Genomic DNA, 15,250 nt, shown 5'->3' with positions numbered 1-15,250 from the left:
CTATCAATCGTTTAGCCTGCCGCGAGGGTTTTTCGCGATGAGCGGCGGGGCAGGGCGCTCATATGAAAAAGCCCCGGCGGGTGGCCGGGGCTTTTTCGGGTCTGGCTGGCGCTTATACGTTGAAGCGGAAGTGCATCACGTCGCCATCCTTGACGATGTATTCCTTGCCTTCCAGGCGCCATTTGCCGGCCTCTTTCGCGCCCTGTTCGCCCTTGAACTGGATGAAGTCGTCGTAGGCGACGACTTCGGCGCGGATGAAGCCTTTTTCGAAGTCGGTGTGGATCACGGCGGCGGCCTGCGGGGCGGTGGCGCCGACGCGGACGGTCCAGGCGCGGACTTCCTTCACACCGGCGGTGAAGTAGGTCTGCAGGTGCAGCAGCTCGTAGCCGGCGCGGATCACGCGGTTCAGGCCAGGCTCTTCGAGGCCGAGGGACTCGAGGAACATGTCCTTCTCTTCGCCATCGTCGAGCTCGGCGATCTCGGCTTCGATCTTGTTGCACACCGGCACGACCATGGCGCCTTCTTCTTCGGCGATGGCGCGCACGACGTCCAGGTGCGGGTTGTTCTCGAAGCCGTCTTCGGCGACGTTGGCGATGTACATCACCGGCTTGCTGGTCAGCAGGTGGAAGCTGCGGACGAGGCGCTTCTCGTCATCGCCCATGTTCTTCATCAGCGAGCGGGCGGGTTTGCCTTCGCTGAAGTGGGGGATGAGCTTTTCCAGCAGGGCTTTCTGCACCAGGGCATCCTTATCGCCGCCCTTGGCGTTGCGCGCGACTTTCTGCAGTTGCTTCTCGCAGCTGTCGAGGTCCGCGAAGATCAGTTCGAGGTCGATGATCTCGATGTCGCGCTTGGGGTCGACACTGTTGGAGACGTGGATGACGTTCTCGTCTTCGAAGCAGCGCACGACGTGGGCGATGGCGTCGGTCTCGCGGATGTTGGCGAGGAACTTGTTGCCCAGGCCTTCACCCTTGGAGGCGCCCGCTACCAGGCCGGCGATGTCGACGAATTCCATGGTGGTCGGGATCACGCGCTCGGGCTTGACGATCGCGGCCAGCGCATCGAGGCGGGCGTCGGGCATCGGTACGATGCCGCTGTTCGGCTCGATGGTGCAGAAGGGGAAGTTTTCCGCCGCGATGCCGGATTTGGTCAGGGCGTTGAACAGGGTGGACTTGCCGACGTTGGGCAGGCCGACGATGCCGCAGTTGAATCCCATGCTAGGTTCCTCGCGCCACGTGGCGGAAATAGAGGTGTGATCAGGCCTTCTGGCTGTGCAGCTTCTGCATCGCGCGGGTCCAGTCCCCGTCGAGCATTTCCGGCAGCACGCCGAGGGCGGAGTCGATGCTGGTGTCGAGCAGTTCCTGCTCGGAGCGCGGAGCGCGGCCGAGGACGAAGCCGGACACCAGGCTGCTGTGCCCCGGATGGCCGATGCCAAGCCGCAGGCGATGGAAACCGTTCTGGTTGCCGAGTTGGGCGATGATGTCGCGCAGCCCGTTGTGCCCGCCGTGTCCGCCGCCCTTCTTGAGCTTGGCGACGCCGGGAGGCATATCGAGTTCGTCGTGGGCCACCAGGATGGCTTCGACCGGAATGCGGAAGAATCCGGCGAGCGCCGCCACGGCCTGGCCGCTGCGGTTCATGTAGGTGGTGGGGATGAGCAGACGAACGTCGCGGCCCTTGTGGCTGAACTTGCCGACCAGGCCGAAGTACTTCTTGTCCAGCGACAGGTTCGCGCGTTGCGCGTCCGCCAGTCGCTCAACGAAAAGGGCCCCCGCGTTATGCCGGGTCTGGTCGTATTCGGGGCCTGGATTTCCCAGGCCAACGATCAGTTGTACGGCAGTCACGACGGGGGCCCCTTCCTTAAAGGCAATGGTGCGCGCGATTACTCGGCAGCAGCTTCGCCTTCACCTTCTTCTTTCACTACGCGGGAAGCGTGGATGTTGGCGACGGCCAGGTCGTTACCGTGGGCCAGCTGCACCAGCTCTACGCCTTTCGGCAGTTTCAGGTCGGACAGGTGAACGATCTGGCCCAGTTCTACTTTGGCCAGGTCGACTTCGATGAATTCCGGCAGGTTGGTCGGCAGGCAGGAAACTTCGACTTCGGCGATCACGTGGGAGATCTCGCCGCCACCAACCTTGACGCCAACAGCGGTGGCTTCGTTGATGAAGTGCAGCGGTACGTGAGCGGTCAGTTTCTGGCCGGCAACGACGCGCTGGAAGTCAGCGTGCATGACGAAACCCTTGGACGGGTGACGCTGCAGGGCCTTGATCAGTACGGTTTCCTTGGCGGAACCGACGTTCAGGGTGATCACGTGGCTGAAGGCAGCCTCGTTTTCCAGCAGCTTGGACACTTCGCGCAGTTCCAGAGTCAGGGATTGCGGGGCTTTCTCGCCACCGTAAACCACAGCCGGGATCAGGCCTTCGTTACGACGCAGGCGGCGGCTCGCACCTTTCCCCAGGTCGGAACGCTCTTGTGCATTCAGTACAAAATCAACCATTTCACACTCTCCAAAATGACAAGATCGCCCGGACGCTTGCGACCAGCGTTCGGGCGATTTTGCTAATGCCCCATCGACGCGACGGGGCGCTTTACGTCAGCGCTGTCCCGCCTTAGCGGAACATGGCGCTGATCGATTCTTCATTGCTGATGCGGCGCATGGCTTCAGCGACAACCGGAGCGATGTCCAGCTGGCGGATGCGGCCACAGGCTTGCGCAGCAGCGGACAGCGGGATGGTGTTGGTCACCACCAGCTCGTCCAGTACGGAATTCTCGATGTTTTCGATGGCGCGGCCGGACAGCACCGGGTGGGTGCAGTAGGCGATGACCTTGGCGGCACCGTGCTCTTTCAGAGCCTTGGCGGCGTGGCCGAGGGTGCCAGCGGTATCGACCATGTCGTCGACCAGTACGCAGGTACGGCCTTCGACATCACCGATGATGTGCATGACTTCGGACTGGTTGGCCTTCGGACGACGCTTGTCGATGATGGCGAGGTCCACACCCAGGGACTTGGCGACGGCGCGAGCACGCACCACACCACCGATGTCCGGGGAGACGATCATCAGGTTCTCGAAGCGCTGGTCTTCGATGTCGTCGACAAGAACGGGCGAGCCGTAGATGTTGTCGACGGGGATATCGAAGAAGCCCTGGATCTGGTCGGCGTGCAGGTCAACGGTGAGAACGCGGTTGACGCCTACGACGGTCAGCATGTCGGCAACGACTTTGGCGCTGATGGCCACACGGGCGGAACGCGGGCGGCGATCCTGGCGGGCGTAACCGAAGTAGGGGATGACGGCCGTGATACGAGTCGCCGAGGAGCGGCGGAAGGCATCGGCCATCACCACCAGTTCCATCAGGTTGTCGTTGGTCGGTGCGCAGGTCGGTTGAATCAGGAAGACGTCCTTACCACGAACGTTTTCGTTGATCTCAACGCTGATCTCGCCGTCGGAGAATTTACCGACAGAAACGTCACCGAGGGGGATGTGCAGCTGCCGTACGACACGGCGTGCCAGATCGGGGTTGGCGTTCCCCGTGAAAACCATCATTTTGGACACGCTGCAGTACCTGTGTCGGCTTGAGGGTAGGCCCGGTTGAGCCAGAAGAAAATGGCAGGGGCGGCTGGATTCGAACCAACGCATGGCAGGATCAAAACCTGCTGCCTTACCGCTTGGCGACGCCCCTGTAGCTTACAACTTGCGGAGCAATGTGTTCGTTGACGCTGTACGTGTAACCCTGTGGGTTAATGGCAGGGGCGGCTGGATTCGAACCAACGCATGGCAGGATCAAAACCTGCTGCCTTACCGCTTGGCGACGCCCCTGTATCGTACAACCGATTACATTGCTTACTTCTCACTCCAGGCTTTGCAGCTTTCGGTGCAACATCGAGATGTTACGGCCCTGGGCAACAAAACTAGGCAGAGTGGCCGGAAGTTGGCGGCGAACTTTATCAGCATCGCCTTTGTTTGGGAAGCTCCCAAACACACAAGCTCCGGTGCCGGTCAATCTAGCCTGGGTAAATTTACCTAGCTGGATCAGTGCGTTACGTACATCCGGGTAACGCTTCTCGACGACCGGCTGGCAGTCGTTATGACCGTCCACCCCGAGAAGGCTGCGAACTTTAATGGGCGGAGTATCCCGTGTCAACTCGGGATCGGAGAAAACTTCTGCTGTGGAGACAAAGACTTGCGGCACGGCGACGAGGAACCAGGGTTCGTCGAGTTCCACCGGCGTGAGCTGTTCGCCGACGCCTTCGGCAAACGCCGCGCGGCCGCGCACGAAGACTGGAACGTCTGCGCCCAGGCTCAGGCCCAGTGCGGCGAGGCGGTCCTCGCTCCAGTTCAGCTGCCACAGGTGATTCAGCGCGAGCAAGGTGGTGGCAGCGTCGGAACTGCCGCCGCCGATGCCGCCGCCCATGGGCAGGCGCTTGTCCAGCCAAATGTCGGCGCCCAGCTGGCAGCCCGATTGCTCCTGCAGCCGGCGAGCGGCCTTGACGATCAGGTTGCTGTCGTGGGGAACGCCCTCGATCTCGGTGTTCAGGCGGATTTCGCCGTCATTGCGCACTGCGAATTGCAGTTCGTCGCCGTGGTCGAGGAACTGAAACAGGGTCTGCAGCTCGTGGTAACCATCGGCGCGGCGGCCGGTGATGTGCAGGAACAGGTTGAGCTTGGCCGGCGCCGGCAGGGTCAGGCGGTCCTGCATGTCACTGCGGGTCCGCTTTGTTCGACTGGCCTGCGCCCAATTGACGCGGCTGCCAGGTCTTCACCACCAGGGTGACGTCGAGGTCCTGGCCGTGCAGCTTCAGGCGCTCGGGCAGCCAGTAGCCGTTCTGCTCGCTGTAGCGGGTGTACTCCACGTCCCAGCCGTCCTGCTGCAGCTTGGCCAGTCGGCTGTCGCCGTCCAGGGTCAGGCGGCTCTTGCTGTCCGGCGCGGGCAGGCCGCGAATCCACCAGAGCAGGTGGGAAACCGGCAGGCGCCAGCCCATCTGTTGTTCCAGCAGTTCTTCGGGGGAGGTGGCCTCAAAGCGGCCCTGGCCGGCGACCTCGAGGGTCACCGCACCTTCGCGCCCGGTCAGGCGTGCGGCGCCGCGGCCCAGCGGGCCCGACAGGCGGATGTCGTAGTAGTCCTGGCGTTGCAGCCAGAACAGGGTGCCGCTGCCGGAGTCCTTGGGTGCGCGGATGCCGACCTTGCCATCGATCTGCCAGCCGTCGAGGGTGGCGATGCGCGCCTTGTGGGCGTTCCAGGCGGTGGCGTTGCCCTGGCCTTCCAGGGCTTCGTGGGTGCCGAAGCTGGAGCAGCCGGCGAGCAAGGCAAGCGCGGCGGCGCCGATCAGGTGACGTAAACGCATGAATCAGAGGGTTCCGGAGCCGGTCAGGCGCAACATGGTGTCGCGTAGGACGGCGCTGTCAGGCTGGCTTTGCAGGGCGGTGGCCCAGACCTTGCGGGCTTCGCTCTGTTTGCCCTGGGCCCAGAGCACTTCGCCCAGGTGCGCAGCCACTTCGTGGTCGGGGAAGCGTTCCAGCGCCTTGCGCAGGTAGGTTTCCGCTTCGCTGAGGTTGCCCAGGCGGTAATTCACCCAGCCCAGGCTGTCGAGGATCGCGGGGTCGTCCGGGTTCAGCGAATGGGCCTTCTGGATCAGGTCGCGGGCTTCGCTGTAGCGGGTGGTGCGGTCGGCCAGGGTGTAGCCCAGCGCGTTGAGCGCCATGGCGTTGTCCGGCTCGCGCTGGATGATCAGCCGCAGGTCCTGCTCCATCTGCGCCAGGTCGTTGCGCTTCTCGGCGAGCATGGAGCGGGTGTAGAGCAGGTTGAGGTCATCCGGGAACTGCTTGAGGCCCTGCTGGATGACGTTCCAGGCGCGATCCACCTGGTCGCGATTGGACAGGCCTTCGGCTTCGATCAGGTACAGCTGGATGGCGTAGTCAGGCTGGCGGTCGCGAGTCTCGGCCAGGCGGCGCGAGGCGTCGTCATAGCGCTTCTGGTCCAGCAGGATCTCGGTCGAGCGCAGCTGGGCCGGGAGGAAGTCGTTGCCCGGGCCGACCAGGGCGTATTCCTTGAGCGCGGTTTCCGGGTCCTTCTGCTCCTCGGCCAGGCGGCCCAGGTTGAAGTGGGCGGAGTCGACGTGGCTGTCGCGCTCGACCAGTTCCTGCAGGTAGACCTTGGCCTCGTCCCAGGCCTGGGCTTCGAGGCAGACCAGCGCGAGGGAGAAGCGCAGGTCGTCGTCGTCGGGGAATTGCTCGACCAGCGCGGAGAACTCGGCCTTGGCGTCTTCCAGGCGGTTCTGCTCCACCAGCAGGCGGGCGTAGGCGAGGTGGACGCGCTTGTCGTCCGGGTGTTCCTTGATGCCGGCCTTGAGCAGCGGCAGCGCTTCGTCGCTGCGCTTCATGCTCTGCAGCAGGCGCGCGCGCAGCAGCAGCGGGGCGACGTCATGCTTGCTGGCGGAGTTGTCTTCGAGCAGGTGCAGTGCTTCCTGCGGGCGGCCGTCCTGCTGCAGCAGCAGGGCCTTGCCGAACAGCAGCTGGCCGTTGTCGGGGTACTTCTTCAGCAGGCGGTCGAAGCTCTGCAAGAGGCCGGCGCGGGTATCCGGGTCAGTCTCGGCGGCGGACAGCGCAAGGAAGTCGAAGTGAGTGTCGCCCTGGCCGTTGAGGACTTTCTCCATGTACACCATGGATTCGTCGTACTGGCCGGTGCGCGCCAGCTGGATGGCGGCGGCGCGCTGGGCATCGAGGTTGTCCGGCGCGGCCTTGGCCCAGATCAGCGAGGTGTCCAGGGCTTCCTGGTCGGCGCCCAGGTACTCGGCGATGCGGAAGGCGCGCTCGGCGACGCCAGGATCGCGGGTTTCCCTGGCCTGCTCGACGTAGTTGGCGAGGGCGATGTCGAAGCGGTTGCGCTGGCCGGCGAGCTCGGCGGTGAGGAGCGAGAACATCGTGTCTTCGCTGAAGGAGCCGTACTTCTGATTCTTCTGAGCAGCCGCGGCCTTGTCCTTCTCCACGGAAGCACTGTCGGAATTTTTCTGTGTAAGAGACTGGCAGCCGCCGAGCAGCAGCAGAGCAGTCAGCAGCGCAAGAGACTTGTTCATAGAGGAAGGACGAGGGCCTGACCTGCGAAATGGGACCATCATGACATAAGGAAAGTGCCAATCCCATGGGCAAGCGCCGCTGACGGGCCTGTATACGATTTGCAGTGTGCGATACGTCGCGGGTGGTTGTCCTTCACAAGGCTAAGTAGGACAATTGCGGGCTTTCCGATCAGCTCAGCGACTCTGCATGGCCTTCATTGCCCTCGGCATCAACCACAAGACCGCGTCCGTGGCCGTCCGCGAGCGCGTGGCTTTTACTCCCGAGCAGATGGTCGAGGCCCTGCAGCTGCTGTGCAGGCTGACTTCCAGCCGCGAAGCCGCGATCCTCTCCACCTGCAACCGCAGCGAACTCTACCTGGAGATCGAGCATCCGGACGCCGGCGACGTGCTGGCCTGGCTGGCCGATTACCACAACCTGGGGATCGACGACCTGCGCGCCTGCGCCTACGTTCATCAGGACGAGGAAGCCGTGCGCCACATGATGCGCGTCGCCGCGGGCCTGGATTCCATGGTGCTGGGCGAGCCGCAGATCCTCGGGCAGATGAAGTCCGCCTACGCCGTAGCCCGCGAGGCCGGCACCGTCGGGCCGATGCTGGGGCGCCTGTTCCAGGCCACCTTCAGCACCGCCAAGACCGTGCGCACCGACACCGCCATCGGCGAGAACCCGGTGTCCGTGGCTTTCGCCGCGGTCAGCCTGGCCCGGCAGATATTCAGCGACCTGAGCCGCAGCCAGGCGCTGCTGATCGGCGCTGGCGAGACCATTACCCTGGTCGCCCGCCATCTGCACGAGCAGGGCGTGAAGCGCATCGTGGTCGCCAACCGCACCCTGGAGCGCGCCAGCCTGCTGGCCGAGCAGTTCGGCGCCCGCGCCATTCTGCTGGCGGACATGCCGGACGAGTTGGTCAACAGCGACATCGTCATCAGTTCCACCGCCAGCCAGTTGCCGATCCTGGGCAAGGGCGCGGTGGAGCGTGCGCTGAAACAGCGTCGGCACAAGCCGATGTTCATGGTCGATATCGCCGTGCCGCGCGACATCGAGCCGGAAGTCGGCGAGCTGGAAGACGTCTACCTCTATAGCGTCGATGACCTCCACGAAGTGGTGGCCGAAAACCTCAAGAGCCGCCAGGGCGCCGCCCAGGCCGCCGAGGAACTGGTCGGCGACGGTGTGCACGAGTTCATGCTGCGCCTGCGCGAGCTGGCCGCGGTCGATGTGCTGCGCGCCTATCGCCAGCAGGCCGAGCGCCTGCGCGACGAGGAAACCCAGAAGGCCCAGCGCCTGCTGGCCAACGGCGCCGACCCGATGGAGGTCATCGCCCAGCTCAGCCGTGGCCTGACCAACAAATTGCTGCACGCCCCCAGCGTGCAGATGAAGAAACTCTCCGCCGAGGGCCGCATCGATGCGCTGGCCGTCGCGCAGGAACTGTTCGCCCTCGAGGAGGGCACTGACAAGCGATGAAAGCTTCCCTCCTGAAAAAGCTGGATATCCTCAGCGACCGCTATGAAGAGCTGACCGCTCTCTTGGGCGACGCCGAGGTGATCAGCGACCAGACCAAGTTCCGCGCTTACTCCCGTGAATACGCTGAAGTGGAGCCGGTCATCCTCGCCTTCCGCGAGTTCCGCAAGGTGCAGTCCGACCTCGAAGGCGCTCAGGCGCTGCTCAAGGACAGCGACCCGGACCTGCGCGAGATGGCCGAGGAGGAAGTCGCCGAGGCGAAGACCGCATTGGTCGGCCTGGAGGATCGCCTGCAGCGCATGCTGCTGCCCAAGGACCCCAACGACGGCCGCAACGTCTTCCTGGAAATCCGTGCCGGCACCGGTGGCGACGAAGCGGCGATCTTCTCCGGCGACCTGTTCCGCATGTACTCGCGCTACGCCGAGAAGCAGGGCTGGCGTGTGGAGATCATGTCCGAGAACGAGGGCGAGCACGGCGGCTATAAAGAAGTCATCGCCCGTGTGGAAGGCGAGAGCGTCTACGCCAAGCTCAAGTTCGAATCCGGCGCCCACCGCGTGCAGCGCGTGCCGGCCACCGAATCCCAGGGGCGCATCCATACCTCGGCGTGCACCGTGGCGGTGCTGCCCGAGCCGGACGAACAGGCGGCCATCGAGATCAACCCGGCCGACCTGCGCGTGGACACCTACCGTTCCTCCGGCGCTGGCGGCCAGCACGTGAACAAGACCGACTCGGCGGTGCGCATCACGCACATCCCGTCGGGTATCGTGGTCGAGTGCCAGGAAGAGCGCTCCCAGCACAAGAACCGCGCCAAGGCCATGGCCTGGCTGGCGGCCAAGCTCAACGACCAGCAGCAGTCCGCGGCCCAGCAGGCGATCGCCAGCACGCGCAAGCTGCTGGTCGGTTCGGGTGATCGCTCCGAGCGCATCCGCACCTACAATTTCCCCCAGGGCCGGGTGACCGACCACCGCATCAACCTCACCCTGTACTCCCTGGGTGAAGTCATGGAAGGCGCGGTGGAGCAGGTCATCGAGCCGCTGCTGCAAGAGTTCCAGGCCGACCAGCTGGCCGCGCTCGGTGATTGAGAGAGCGGGCGACTGAGAGAGCGATAGACCATGGCAACCATCATGACCCTGCTCAACGAGGCGCAACTGCCGGACTCGCCCAGCGCGCGCCTGGATGCCGAGCTGCTGCTCGCCGCCGCGTTGGGCAAGCCGCGCAGCTTCCTGCGGACCTGGCCCGAGCGCGTGGTCAGCCGCGAGGCCCACGACCTCTACGACCGCTACCTGGCGCGCCGGGTGGCCGGCGAGCCGGTGGCCTACATCCTCGGCCGCCAGGGCTTCTGGAGCCTGGATCTGGAAGTCGCGCCGCACACCCTGATCCCGCGCCCGGACACCGAGCTGCTGGTGGAGACCGCGCTGGCGCTGCTGCCAGCCTCGCCATCGCGCGTGCTCGACCTGGGCACCGGCACCGGCGCCATCGCCCTTGCGCTGGCGTGCGAACGCCTGAGCTGGCAGGTGCTGGGCGTCGACCGCATTCCCGAGGCCGTCGCCCTGGCCGAGCGCAACCGCGAACGCCTGCGCCTGGCCAACGTCGCCTTCCGCGCCAGCCACTGGTTCTCGGCGGTAGAAGGCGAGCGCTTTGCGCTGATCGTCAGCAACCCGCCCTACATTCCCAGCACCGACCCGCACCTCAAGCAGGGCGATGTGCGCTTCGAGCCGTCGAGCGCGCTGGTCGCCGGGCAGGACGGGCTGGACGACATCCGCCTGATCATCGAGCAGGCGCCAAACCACCTGGAAAACGGCGGGTGGCTGATGCTCGAACATGGCTTCGACCAGCCTGACGCCGTGCGCGACCTGCTGCTCAGCCGTGGCTTCAGCGCGGTGGAAAGCCGTCGCGACCTCGGCGGCCACGAGCGCATCAGCCTGGGGCGATGGACATGCTGACCGACAACGAACTGCTGCGTTACAGCCGGCAGATCCTCCTGTCGCAGATCGACGTGGACGGCCAGCTGCGCCTGAAGGACAGCCGCGTGCTGATCGTCGGCCTCGGCGGCCTCGGTGCCCCGGTGGCGCTGTACCTGGCCGCGGCCGGCGTCGGCGAACTGCACCTGGCGGACTTCGACACCGTCGACCTGACCAACCTGCAGCGGCAGATCATCCACGGCACCGACAGCGTCGGCGTGGGCAAGGTGGACTCCGCCATCGCCCGCCTGACCGCGCTGAACCCGGACGTGAAGCTGGTTGCCCATCGCCAGGCGCTGGACGCCGACTCCCTCGACGCCGCCGTGGCGGGTGTGGACCTGGTGCTCGACTGCTGCGACAACTTCGGCACCCGCGAAGCGGTGAACGCCGCCTGCGTCGCCGCGAAGAAACCGCTGGTGAGCGGCGCGGCCATTCGGCTGGAAGGACAGCTTTCGGTGTTCGATCCGCGCCGCGAGGACAGCCCGTGCTACCACTGCCTCTACGGCCATGGCAGTGAAGCCGAACTGACCTGTAGCGAGGCCGGCGTGGTCGGCCCGCTGGTGGGGCTGGTGGGCAGCCTGCAGGCGCTTGAAGCATTGAAGCTGCTGGCCGGCTTCGGCGAGCCGCTGGTAGGTCGCCTGCTGCTGATCGATGCCCTCGGCACGCGCTTCCGCGAACTGCGGGTCAAGCGCGATCCGCAGTGCGCCGTGTGCGGAGCCGCGCATGGCTGATGCCGCGCCGATCGGCGTGTTCGATTCCGGTGTGGGCGGCCTCAGCGTCCTCCACGAAATCCGGGCGCGGCTTCCCCACGAATCCCTGATCTACCTCGCCGATTGCGGCCACGTGCCCTACGGCGAGAAGACTCCCGAGTACATCCGCGCGCGTTGCCGCGCCATCGCCGATTTCCTCCTGAATCGTGGCGCCAAGGCGCTGGTGCTGGCCTGCAACACGGCCACCGCCGCCGCCGCTGCTGACCTGCGCGAGCTGTACCCGCAACTGCCCATCGTCGCCATGGAACCGGCCGTAAAGCCGGCGGCCGAAGCGACCCGCAGTGGCGTAGTCGGCGTGCTCGCCACCACCGGCACCCTGAAGAGCGCACGCTTCGCCGCACTGCTGGATCGCTTCGCCAGCGACGTGCGGGTCGTTACCCAGCCCTGCCCAGGCCTGGTGGAACGCATCGAGCTGGGCGACCTCAGCGGCTCTCAGACCCGTGAACTGCTGCAAGGTTACGTCTCGCCATTGTTGGCCGAGGGCTGCGACACGCTGATCCTCGGCTGCACGCATTACCCTTTCCTGCGTCCGCTGCTGCGTGAGCTGGTGCCGGCGGACGTTTCGCTGATCGACACCGGGGCCGCTGTGGCCCGGCAGCTCGAGCGTCTGTTGCAGGTACGGGGGATGCTGGCGCTGGGGGATGCAAAAAAAACTGAGCTATGGACCAGCGGTGCAGTCGAAGAACTTGAACGCGTACTGCCGGTGCTCTGGGGCACCGAAGAGCCGGTCAATTTCTTCCCTGGCTGATGAAAAAATAGCGGGCTGGATCTTTGGGTCTGTCAGCAAGTGGTGACAAATGGCCTTATAATCGCCAGCTATTCGCGGGGATTTTTCATTCAGCTTTCTAATAAAGGATGTTTCGATGAAGAAACTACTCTCGCTTGCCGCCGTGGCAGCTTTGACTCTGGGGCCTCTGCTCTCCGCACAGGCCGCTGGCCTGACTGGCGCCGTTGGTTTCACCGGGCAGAACACCATGACCTATCGCCTGGGTCTGGGTTTCGACTGGGACAAGAGCTGGTGGGAAAGCTCCACCGGGCGGCTGACCGGCTACTGGGACGCCGGCTACACCTACTGGGAAGGTGGTGACGAGGCCAGTGGCCGTCATTCGCTGTCCCTCAGCCCCGTGTTCGTCTACGAGTTCTCTGGCGAGAAGGTCAAGCCCTTCGTCGAAGCCGGTATCGGCGTGGCCGTGTTCAGTGGTTCCCGCGTCGGCGACCAGAACCTGGGTGGCGCTTTCAACTTCGAGGATCGCCTGGGCGTCGGCCTGCGCTTCGGTGAGGGCCAGGCACTGGGTGTGCGCGCCATGCACTACTCCAACGCCGGCATCAGCCAGCCGAACGATGGCATCGAATCCTACAGCCTTTATTACACGCATCCGCTGTAACAGAGCGCTGACAAAGAAAGCCGGACCCTGGGTCCGGCTTTTTTGTGCGCGACATGATTAGCTGAGGGCGGCTCCTGTGCTCCCAAAAGGCACTGGCGTTAATCGGTAACTCCGTAGGGCGCATAACGCACCAGCGTTATCCGCCGTGACCTAACCGGCGGATAACCCGTTCCGGGCGATTCGCCCTACGGGCGGAGTCTCCCCGCGATCGTGCGCATGGCGCGCTCAGCTTCAGCGGCCGGCGGAGAGGCTCTTGAACGCTTCCAGCGCGCGTTCCCGAGTGGCCGACAGGTCGCACATCGGCTGTGGATAACGTTCCGCGCCGAACAGCCCCAGTTTCGACGGATCGTGCATCGCCCGGCCTTGCAGCCCGGCCAGTTCCGGCACCCAGCGGCGGATGAAGCGGCCGTCGGGGTCGAAGCGTTCGGACTGCGAGATCGGGTTGAAGATGCGGAAGTAGGGCGCCGCGTCGGTGCCGGTGGAAGCGCTCCACTGCCAGCCGCCGTTATTCGCCGCCAGGTCGCCGTCGATCAGGTGGCGCATGAACCAGCGTTCGCCCTCGCGCCAGTCGATCAGCAGGTTCTTGGTGAGGAACATCGCCACCACCATGCGCAGGCGGTTGTGCATCCAGCCGGTGGCGAGCAACTGGCGCATGGCGGCGTCGATGATGGGGAAGCCGGTGCGGCCCTGCTGCCAGTCCTCCAGTTCTTTCTGGTCGTAGCGCCACTTCAGCTTCTCGGTGTCCTCGCGGAAGGCCCGGTGCCGGCTCACGCGCGGGAAGCCAACCAGGATGTGTTTGTAGAACTCGCGCCAGAGCAGCTCGTTGATCCAGCTGACCGCGCCGCTGTTGCCGGTCTCGAACTCGCCGTGGTTGTTCGCCAGCGCCGCGTGCAGGCATTGGCGGGGAGACAGCACGCCGGCGGCCAGGTACGGCGATAGGCGGCTGGTGCCGTCGCGGGCGGGGAGGTCGCGGGTGTCCTGGTAGGTCTTGAGGATTTCGTCGGTGAACCGCTCAACGCGCTCATGGGCGGCTTCCTCGCCGGCGGGCCATTCTTCGCTCAGTTCGGCGGGCGGCGGCTCGAAGCCCGCAACTTGCGAGGGCACCTCGTCGCTGGCGATATCCAGTTCCTGCTGCGCGCGGGGCGCCGGTACGAGGCTGGGCACGCCGAGGTTCAGGCGTTCATAGCAGACCTTGCGGAACTGGCTGTAGACCTGGAAGTAGGTGCCGCCCTTGGTGAGGATGGTGCCGGGGGTGAAGAACAGCTGGTCGAGGTGGCTGCGAAGGCGAACGCCGTCGTGCCCCAGCGCCTTCTCCACGGCGGCGTCGCGAGCAGCCTCGTTGACGCCGTACTCCTCGTTGACGTGCAGCGTTTCGATGTCCAGCTCGCGGCATAGCTGAGCGATGACTGTTGGTGCCTCGTCCCAGTGATCCGCCGTGCGGATCAGCAGAGGGATGCACAGCTTGTCGAGGTCGGCGCGCAGTTCGCGCAGGTTGCGCAGCCAGAAGTCGACCTTGCATGGGGCGTCATCGTGACGTCGCCACTGGCCGGGGCTGAGCAGGTAGAGAGCGATCACCGGGCCGCGCTCGGCGGCGGCATGCAGGGCGCTGTTGTCGTGCAGGCGCAGGTCGGTGCGCAGCCAGACGAGTTGGCGTTTCATGCGGCCTCCCCGTTGAGCAGGTGCAGTTCGCGCAGCAGGTGGAAGGCGGCGACCGGATCGCTGGCCAGGTGCAGCGGTGGTTCGGCGATGGCCAGTTCCTGCAGCGCGTCGGGGTGGATGGCGGTGGCAGGGCCGGCCAGCAGGCGCGGGCAGTCGACGCCGGCCAGCAGCCGGGGCAACTGCAACAGGTTCAGCGTGCGGCTGGAGTAGAGCAACACGGCACGCGGCTGCAGGCGCTCCACCGCCAGCGCCAGTTCACCGGGCGGCAAGGGCCAGTCGAAGATTTCCAGCGGGCAACCGGCACTGCTGGCCAGCCAGGCGGTGAGCCATAGGCCCGGTTCCAGCGGCAGTCCGGACTGGTTCACCAGCAGCAGCGGTGCGCCGCGCTGCTGGCGGTTGTGGTGGTAGAGGCGGGTGCCGAACTTGGTGCGCAGCCAGGTGTGGAAGAACACCCGTTCCAGCTGCGCGCCGAACTGGCCCTGCCAGCGCCGCTCGAGCTCTTCCAGCAGTGGCAGCATCAGTTGCTCGCAAAGGGTTTGCGCGGGATAGATTGCCAGTGCGCCGTTGAACAGCTCGTCCAGCTGGCGCTCATTGATCCGGCCGATGGCGGCGATGCACTGCTGGCGCAGGTCGTCCCAGGGCGAGGCGGTGGTTTCCGGCGGTGGCGGCGCGTCTTCGTCGATCAGCGAGCGGATCTTGCTCACCGCCACGCCTCTGCCTAGCCAGGTGAGAATGGCCTGGATGCGCGCGATCTGCGCTTCGGAGTAGAGGCGGTGGCCCTTGGGCGTGCGTTGCGGCACGACCAGGCCGTAGCGGCGCTCCCAGGCGCGCAGGGTGACCGGGTTGACGCCGGTGCGCCGGGAGACTTCGCGGATCGGCAGCCAGCCTTCGGCCAGGGCCTGACGGTAGTCGTCGTCCGATTCGCGGTGAGGGTGGTCGGGATTCATGGGCATCCTTTC

The 15,250-nt window shown here is 65.3% G+C and carries 15 protein-coding genes and 2 tRNA genes; 6 read left to right on the top strand and 11 right to left on the bottom strand.

From position 1 onward, the window contains the following. Window positions 1-112 precede the first annotated feature (112 nt). The 9 genes from ychF to IB275_RS25710 all read right to left on the bottom strand — a co-directional run bounded on the left by ychF (window position 113) and on the right by IB275_RS25710 (window position 7,105). Complete coding sequence (gene ychF / locus IB275_RS25750) at window positions 113-1,213, bottom strand: redox-regulated ATPase YchF (protein WP_192292390.1); 1,101 nt, start codon at window positions 1,211-1,213, stop codon at window positions 113-115. 40 nt (window positions 1,214-1,253) lie between these two features. After that, entirely contained in the window at window positions 1,254-1,838 is a 585-nt protein-coding gene (gene pth, locus IB275_RS25745; protein WP_081516404.1) for an aminoacyl-tRNA hydrolase, read from the bottom strand. Window positions 1,839-1,876: 38 nt separating this feature from the next. Then, entirely contained in the window at window positions 1,877-2,491 is a 615-nt protein-coding gene (locus tag IB275_RS25740; RefSeq protein ID WP_081516403.1) for a 50S ribosomal protein L25/general stress protein Ctc, read from the bottom strand. A 112-nt stretch (window positions 2,492-2,603) separates the two neighbouring features. Next, window positions 2,604-3,545 carry a ribose-phosphate pyrophosphokinase gene (locus IB275_RS25735; protein WP_015478849.1) on the bottom strand — a complete coding sequence of 314 codons (942 nt, stop codon included), beginning with the start codon at window positions 3,543-3,545 and terminating at the stop codon, window positions 2,604-2,606. A gap of 52 nt (window positions 3,546-3,597) precedes the next feature. Continuing rightward, window positions 3,598-3,672: transfer RNA gene (locus tag IB275_RS25730), tRNA-Gln, on the bottom strand. A gap of 62 nt (window positions 3,673-3,734) precedes the next feature. Beyond that, window positions 3,735-3,809, bottom strand: a tRNA-Gln gene (locus IB275_RS25725). Window positions 3,810-3,840: 31 nt separating this feature from the next. After that, window positions 3,841-4,689: a 4-(cytidine 5'-diphospho)-2-C-methyl-D-erythritol kinase gene (ispE, locus tag IB275_RS25720; protein ID WP_192292387.1), complete on the bottom strand. Its 849-nt coding sequence runs from the start codon at window positions 4,687-4,689 to the stop codon at window positions 3,841-3,843. A gap of 1 nt (window position 4,690) precedes the next feature. Next, a complete protein-coding gene (gene lolB, locus IB275_RS25715; protein WP_081516401.1) occupies window positions 4,691-5,335 on the bottom strand; it encodes a lipoprotein insertase outer membrane protein LolB in 645 nt (214 codons plus the stop codon). 3 nt (window positions 5,336-5,338) lie between these two features. Beyond that, window positions 5,339-7,105, bottom strand: coding sequence for a tetratricopeptide repeat protein (locus IB275_RS25710; RefSeq protein ID WP_192292384.1), 1,767 nt, complete (start codon window positions 7,103-7,105; stop codon window positions 5,339-5,341). A 145-nt stretch (window positions 7,106-7,250) separates the two neighbouring features. On the opposite strand from IB275_RS25710, the gene hemA reads away from it, so the two are divergent. The 6 genes from hemA to IB275_RS25680 all read left to right on the top strand — a co-directional run bounded on the left by hemA (window position 7,251) and on the right by IB275_RS25680 (window position 12,632). Next, a complete protein-coding gene (gene hemA / locus IB275_RS25705; RefSeq protein ID WP_045211202.1) occupies window positions 7,251-8,519 on the top strand; it encodes a glutamyl-tRNA reductase in 1,269 nt (422 codons plus the stop codon). Continuing rightward, window positions 8,516-9,598 (top strand): peptide chain release factor 1, encoded by a 1,083-nt coding sequence (prfA, locus tag IB275_RS25700; RefSeq protein WP_138215893.1) that lies wholly within the window; start codon window positions 8,516-8,518, stop codon window positions 9,596-9,598. Before hemA ends, prfA begins: the two co-directional genes overlap by 4 nt. Window positions 9,599-9,628: 30 nt before the next feature. After that, the gene (gene prmC, locus IB275_RS25695; RefSeq protein ID WP_192292381.1) at window positions 9,629-10,459 is read left to right on the top strand and encodes a peptide chain release factor N(5)-glutamine methyltransferase; all 831 of its coding nucleotides are present in this window, start codon (window positions 9,629-9,631) and stop codon (window positions 10,457-10,459) included. Next, the gene (locus IB275_RS25690) at window positions 10,453-11,208 is read left to right on the top strand and encodes a molybdopterin-synthase adenylyltransferase MoeB (protein WP_192292378.1); all 756 of its coding nucleotides are present in this window, start codon (window positions 10,453-10,455) and stop codon (window positions 11,206-11,208) included. The genes prmC and IB275_RS25690 overlap by 7 nt, the downstream gene beginning before the upstream one ends. Continuing rightward, the gene (murI, locus tag IB275_RS25685; protein ID WP_192292375.1) at window positions 11,201-11,995 is read left to right on the top strand and encodes a glutamate racemase; all 795 of its coding nucleotides are present in this window, start codon (window positions 11,201-11,203) and stop codon (window positions 11,993-11,995) included. Before IB275_RS25690 ends, murI begins: the two co-directional genes overlap by 8 nt. 115 nt (window positions 11,996-12,110) lie before the next feature. After that, window positions 12,111-12,632: an acyloxyacyl hydrolase gene (locus IB275_RS25680; RefSeq protein ID WP_192292372.1), complete on the top strand. Its 522-nt coding sequence runs from the start codon at window positions 12,111-12,113 to the stop codon at window positions 12,630-12,632. A 231-nt stretch (window positions 12,633-12,863) separates the two neighbouring features. Here the strand turns inward: IB275_RS25680 and phrB are convergent, their stop codons facing one another. Continuing rightward, window positions 12,864-14,291 carry a deoxyribodipyrimidine photo-lyase gene (gene phrB, locus IB275_RS25675; RefSeq protein WP_192292369.1) on the bottom strand — a complete coding sequence of 476 codons (1,428 nt, stop codon included), beginning with the start codon at window positions 14,289-14,291 and terminating at the stop codon, window positions 12,864-12,866. Beyond that, window positions 14,288-15,238 carry a MerR family transcriptional regulator gene (locus IB275_RS25670; protein ID WP_192292367.1) on the bottom strand — a complete coding sequence of 317 codons (951 nt, stop codon included), beginning with the start codon at window positions 15,236-15,238 and terminating at the stop codon, window positions 14,288-14,290. Before IB275_RS25670 ends, phrB begins: the two co-directional genes overlap by 4 nt. Window positions 15,239-15,250: the final 12 nt, after the last annotated feature.

It is taken from the genome of Pseudomonas sp. PDM21 (assembly GCF_014852505.2).
Classification (GTDB): domain Bacteria; phylum Pseudomonadota; class Gammaproteobacteria; order Pseudomonadales; family Pseudomonadaceae; genus Pseudomonas.
Note: the sequence above shows the minus strand (reverse complement) of the source record. Positions and strands in the feature narration are given on the sequence as shown.

Excerpts from the sequence above, each read along its gene's own strand:
- ychF (WP_192292390.1), bottom strand. The coding sequence starts at position 1,213 with ATGGGATTCAACTGCGGCATCGTCGGCCTGCCCAACGTCGGCAAGTCC.
- IB275_RS25740 (WP_081516403.1), bottom strand. The coding sequence starts at position 2,491 with ATGGTTGATTTTGTACTGAATGCACAAGAGCGTTCCGACCTGGGGAAA.
- ispE (WP_192292387.1), bottom strand. The coding sequence starts at position 4,689 with ATGCAGGACCGCCTGACCCTGCCGGCGCCGGCCAAGCTCAACCTGTTC.
- lolB (WP_081516401.1), bottom strand. The coding sequence starts at position 5,335 with ATGCGTTTACGTCACCTGATCGGCGCCGCCGCGCTTGCCTTGCTCGCC.
- IB275_RS25710 (WP_192292384.1), bottom strand. The coding sequence starts at position 7,105 with ATGATGGTCCCATTTCGCAGGTCAGGCCCTCGTCCTTCCTCTATGAAC.
- hemA (WP_045211202.1), top strand. The coding sequence starts at position 7,251 with ATGGCCTTCATTGCCCTCGGCATCAACCACAAGACCGCGTCCGTGGCC.
- prfA (WP_138215893.1), top strand. The coding sequence starts at position 8,516 with ATGAAAGCTTCCCTCCTGAAAAAGCTGGATATCCTCAGCGACCGCTAT.
- prmC (WP_192292381.1), top strand. The coding sequence starts at position 9,629 with ATGGCAACCATCATGACCCTGCTCAACGAGGCGCAACTGCCGGACTCG.
- IB275_RS25690 (WP_192292378.1), top strand. The coding sequence starts at position 10,453 with ATGCTGACCGACAACGAACTGCTGCGTTACAGCCGGCAGATCCTCCTG.
- murI (WP_192292375.1), top strand. The coding sequence starts at position 11,201 with ATGGCTGATGCCGCGCCGATCGGCGTGTTCGATTCCGGTGTGGGCGGC.
- IB275_RS25680 (WP_192292372.1), top strand. The coding sequence starts at position 12,111 with ATGAAGAAACTACTCTCGCTTGCCGCCGTGGCAGCTTTGACTCTGGGG.
- phrB (WP_192292369.1), bottom strand. The coding sequence starts at position 14,291 with ATGAAACGCCAACTCGTCTGGCTGCGCACCGACCTGCGCCTGCACGAC.
- IB275_RS25670 (WP_192292367.1), bottom strand. The coding sequence starts at position 15,238 with ATGAATCCCGACCACCCTCACCGCGAATCGGACGACGACTACCGTCAG.